Annotated in this window: 4 protein-coding genes; 2 read left to right on the top strand and 2 right to left on the bottom strand. The window is 35.8% G+C overall.

The window, feature by feature from the left end:
- A partial coding sequence (locus tag QZU77_RS10430; protein ID WP_295603851.1) for an ABC transporter substrate-binding protein occupies positions 1 to 858 on the top strand: 858 nt, incomplete at its 5' end.
- A 42-nt stretch (positions 859 to 900) separates the two neighbouring features.
- On the opposite strand, the gene QZU77_RS10435 is transcribed toward QZU77_RS10430, so the two are convergent.
- Together QZU77_RS10435 and QZU77_RS10440 are read right to left on the bottom strand one after the other, a co-directional pair.
- Positions 901 to 1,260, bottom strand: a complete 360-nt coding sequence (locus tag QZU77_RS10435; RefSeq protein ID WP_295603853.1) for a hypothetical protein — start codon at positions 1,258 to 1,260, stop codon at positions 901 to 903.
- Positions 1,250 to 1,570 (bottom strand): hypothetical protein, encoded by a 321-nt coding sequence (locus QZU77_RS10440; RefSeq protein ID WP_295603855.1) that lies wholly within the window; start codon positions 1,568 to 1,570, stop codon positions 1,250 to 1,252. The genes QZU77_RS10435 and QZU77_RS10440 overlap by 11 nt, the downstream gene beginning before the upstream one ends.
- A gap of 525 nt (positions 1,571 to 2,095) precedes the next feature.
- Between QZU77_RS10440 and QZU77_RS10445 the strand changes: the two genes are divergently transcribed.
- The coding region (locus tag QZU77_RS10445) for a hypothetical protein (RefSeq protein ID WP_295603857.1) at positions 2,096 to 4,679 on the top strand (2,584 nt) is incomplete at its 3' end.

Here is a 4,679-nt window from a genome sequence, read left to right on the forward strand (position 1 = left end):
GGCGACACAGTGACAATAGGATATTTGCCGTCAGACCATGATGCAGCGCTTTTCGTAGCAGACAGTCAGGGCAAGTTCCAGGAAAACGGCATCAACGCCAAGCTGGTGATGTTCAACAATGGCGGTGACCTCATGACTGCAATGGCCAGCGGAGACGTTGATGTAGGTTATGTCGGAATCACCCCAGTGCTCTCATCAATAGCCAAGGGAGTGCCTGTAAAGGTCATATCAGCGGCGCAGACTGAAGGATCAGGAATAGTCGTTGCAAGCGATTCCGGAATAGATGACATTAAGGATTTGGCGGGAAAGAAAATAGCAACACCAGGTGAGGCATCAATCCAGCACATGCTTCTCACATACTACCTGAAGGAGAACGGAATGGACATCAGTGACCTGAAGGTTTCCGCAATGAAAGTGCCTTCAATGAACGATGCTCTCAAGACCAACAAGATTGACGGAATGATAACATTTGAGCCTTACGTAAGCGTAGCCGAGAAGAACGGCGCTAAGGTCCTTGCAGGTTCAGTGGACATTCTCCCGGACCATCCATGCTGTGTCGTGGTTGCATCCGACAAGTATATTGAAAGCCATCCTAACGAGACCAAGAAAATCCTTGAAATCCATGAGAACGCAACCGATTTCATCAACCAGAACACTGATGAGGCAGCAGCAATGCTTCCAAAGGATATCGTGAGTGATGTTGAGGTTGAAAAGATGTCAATGTCCAGCTTCCCATTCATATCAGGTTTGAATGAATCCTACAAGCAGGATGTGATGGATTTCATGAATCTTGAAGTTGACCTTGGTGTCTTAAAAGAACCATTGTCACAGGATAAGATTTTCTGGCAGGGCAATTAAAGTTTAAATGATAGATTTAGGATGATAATATTCTAAATCTATTTAAACTATTGCAAAATTTGTCTGGGATGTTGGAAAACCATAATCGTTTAGTGCAGTCAATTGAACACATTCATTTTCGTCTTTTAATTTGAAAGTAACTTCGACTTTGATGATGTCATTGCCAATGATTATTTCAACATGGCCATTTGGATTAATGAGGTATTTTTTTTCGATTCCCACTATTTTTGAAGCACTAACAATTTCAAGATTGACTGGAAGAAAGTTTTCATCGAAATCCAAAAACACTCCAAATGCTAAGTCAATGGATTTTTCATGAGTGTAATCGTTTTTGATTTCAATATTGATGACATCCAAATCATAGTCATAGGTGTATTCGGCTTCAAACTGTTTAATATGCATAATGTCTCCTCCTGTTTGCATCTTTTTTAATTAAAGTTATGATATCTATTTCTTCTTCATTCAATATATTAATTACGATACATAAATCTTCTTTTTTGTCATATTCGTAGAGTAATTGAAAAATACTTGTTTCATTTAAGGATTTTTCAATGCCAACTAATTTTTCGTTACAAATTTTAGTATTTACGGTATTTAAATCGATATTTCTTTTTTGTGCTCGTTGTAATGCATGGTATTTATCATTAATGCCATAAGGATTATTTTTTATATTCTTCAAGGTGTCTATGGTGTCTTCAACATAATAATCCATTTGAATCCTCCTTTATTGCTATCTTTAATATTTTATATAATATTATGAATTAAATCATATATAAATCTATATAAATTAATCAAATAGTAACTTTTTTAAATAAATATTAAACAGATTAAAGTCAATATTGTTGTGAACTTGTAATTCTTACCTTGTAGGGTATAATTTTAAATTAAATTAGATGTGCTTTAATCATTTTTTGATATTTGTAGGTGAAATTATGTGTATTGGATGGCTTATTGTCACAGGATAAGATTTTCTGGCAAGGCAACTGATTTAGTTGCCTTTTTTCTATTTTTTCAAGGGTTTCATGAGTGTTTTTTGGACTCATGATTATATGTCAATGTTATAATTGGATATTGTCAAGGGTTTAGGCAGTTCTAAATCGTATAATTTATTTTTTAAATGTACTCATTTTGTAAAATTTTTAAGTCTAAATTTATCATATTGTATATCTATTTATATAATGAAAGTTAAATAATCAATTAACTATTATATAATAGTTCAAATGACAGAGGTAAAACAATGAAAGTTACAAAAAAACTATTTCTTGTTGCTTTGCTACTTTCTTTAATATTGTCCGTTGGAGCAGTGACTGCCCAGGACAATATGACTTTCGAGAAAAGCAACTTACAAGACATTTCAACAGAAACAATCAATCAAAAGGAGATATTATCTATTTCCAATGATGTTGATCAACTGGCTGATGATGAAACTTCTTCATTAGGTGTAATCAATTCTCATAAAAATGTGGAAGGAAGTAATTTTACAAGTATACAGAAAAGCATAGACTCTGCAAATGATGGGGACACTATCTATTTGGGTGGAAAAACTTATAATGGAATTGGGGAGAATATTAAGGTTAATAAACAACTTACAATTGTAGGCGGAACCGAATCTAATCCTAATTTAATAGCAACACTCGATGCAGGAAAATTATCAAGAATTATGAATGTATCTGCAAGTTATGTGGTCATAAAAGGCATAAAATTTGTAAATGGCAATGTTGAAGGAGTTAACGGAGGAGCTATTTATTGGACTGGGAATAATGGTACAATAAGCAATTCTTCTTTTGTCAATAACCATGCTTTTCATGCTGGAGCTATTTACTGGAATGGAGTTAATGAAGGCTATGTTTCAGATTGTAGTTTCATTAATAACTCTGCACTTAACGATGCGGGAGGATTATATGCTTGGGAGTCAAATCTTATAGTTTCAAATTCCCTGTTTGAAAATAACTCTGCGGGAGGTGGCAGTGGATTATATGCATTTTGGTGCACAATCAATGTATTTGACAGCAATTTCACCAATAACTATGCCTCCCGATATGGGGGAGCATTATGTAATTCACTTGCAACATTTAATGTTAAAAATTGCAGTTTTGAAAATAACCGTGCAGGGGAGATGGCAGGTGCAATATTTAACTCGGGAAATATGGATATTCAGGATTCCTACTTTAAAAACAATCAAGGAGTAGATGGTGGGGCAATTTACCATGATAGAAATAAGTGCATTGTCTCAAATTCCTTTTTTGTTGAGAATTATGCCCAATACGCAGGAGCCATATACTCCAAAGGGGGCATTGACATAAATAACAATACGTTTAAAGATAATGGTGCATTAAATGAAGCTAGTGCAATTTTAGTTGATGGACCCAACAACAACATTACATCCAACGTTATTGATAATGGGAATACAAACATATCTGCAATCTATATAGCTAATGAAGATAATTTAATCATTGAAAACAATAATTTCACAAACCCTCAGCATAATATAAGTTATGATGAGATTATCATCGAGTTTGATGAGAATTATGTAGGATTTGTGGGTAAAAACATTAGTTTCCCATTCTATGTACACAATACTATTGGAAGGCCTCTAAGTGGTGAAGTTAGTCTTCAGGCATCATTAAAATCCAGTGACGGCTTAACAATAATTCGAAATTTAGGTAAACAAACATTTGTAAATGGTAAGGCTAGTTTTGATATAAAACTACCTTCATCCCCGGATGTTATGAAAATGCATGCAATATTCTATTTGAATTCAAAAATCATTCAAAAATCATTTGACATAATCGTTTCTGATGCTACGATTGCAAGCATCACTCAAAACAATGGTAGTGATGATGTGGTGGTTAAACTCCTCAGTGATGCAACTGGTATTGTAATGTTTGAAGCCGCTGGAAATAATTATTTTGCAGAAATCTCAAATGGTGATGCGATAATTGATGTCACTGGTCTTCCTAACGGCAGATATGCGGTTAATCTGATCTATTCAGGTGATGATAATTATCAGCGCATGGAAAAAATAATCATTATTGAGGTAAAGAATGCTGCAAGCACAGTCATTGATGTCAATGAATCATTCAATGGATATGCCGGCAAAAGCATTCAAATTCCTGTCCATGTCCATGACAGTTTAGGAAATCCCTTAACAGGTTATGTGACACTCCACGGTTATGCCACTCAGGAACTGGTTGGTGGAAAGACCACATTCAGTGTTTCACTGCCTAATGCAGGTTCTGTCTTGTCACTGGTAGTGGTGTATGAAAATGAATTCAAGGTAATTAATGTAATGGTTGGTGAAGAGCCTGTTCCTCCTAAGCCTACATTGACTCAAAACAAGGATGTTAGCATCGCTTATAGTGGCAAGGCATCATATAAGGTACTGTTAATGAAGGATGGAAAGCCAATTGCTGGTGAAAATGTCATAATCAGCTTCAACGGCAAGAACAGCAATGTCAAAACCGATGCCAATGGTTATGCGGCCCTGAACCTTGACGCTAACCTCAAGCCGGGCACATATACCGTTAAGGCCACATATGATGGGGTGAGCGTGACAAACAAGGTGAAAATCACACAAATTATCAAGGCTTCCGACAAGAAGGTTAAAAAGTCCTCCAAAACCACTAAGGTCAAGATTTCCCTTATGAAGGTTGACGGCAAGTACCTTAAAGGCAAGACCTTGAAGGTCAAGTTCAACGGCAAGACTTATAATGTCAAAACCGACTCCAAGGGCGTTGGAACATGGAAAGTGAAGAAATCCATGCTCAAGAAGCTTAAGGTTAATAAAAAATACAAATACGCTGTATCTTACGGCAAGGACA

It is taken from the genome of uncultured Methanobrevibacter sp., from assembly GCF_902774605.1.
GTDB lineage: Archaea > Methanobacteriota > Methanobacteria > Methanobacteriales > Methanobacteriaceae > Methanocatella.

What these genes read in the sequence shown, in the direction of transcription:
- QZU77_RS10440 (WP_295603855.1), bottom strand. Translation starts at nt 1,570, where the DNA reads ATGGATTATTATGTTGAAGACACCATAGACACCTTGAAGAATATAAAA.
- QZU77_RS10435 (WP_295603853.1), bottom strand. Translation starts at nt 1,260, where the DNA reads ATGCATATTAAACAGTTTGAAGCCGAATACACCTATGACTATGATTTG.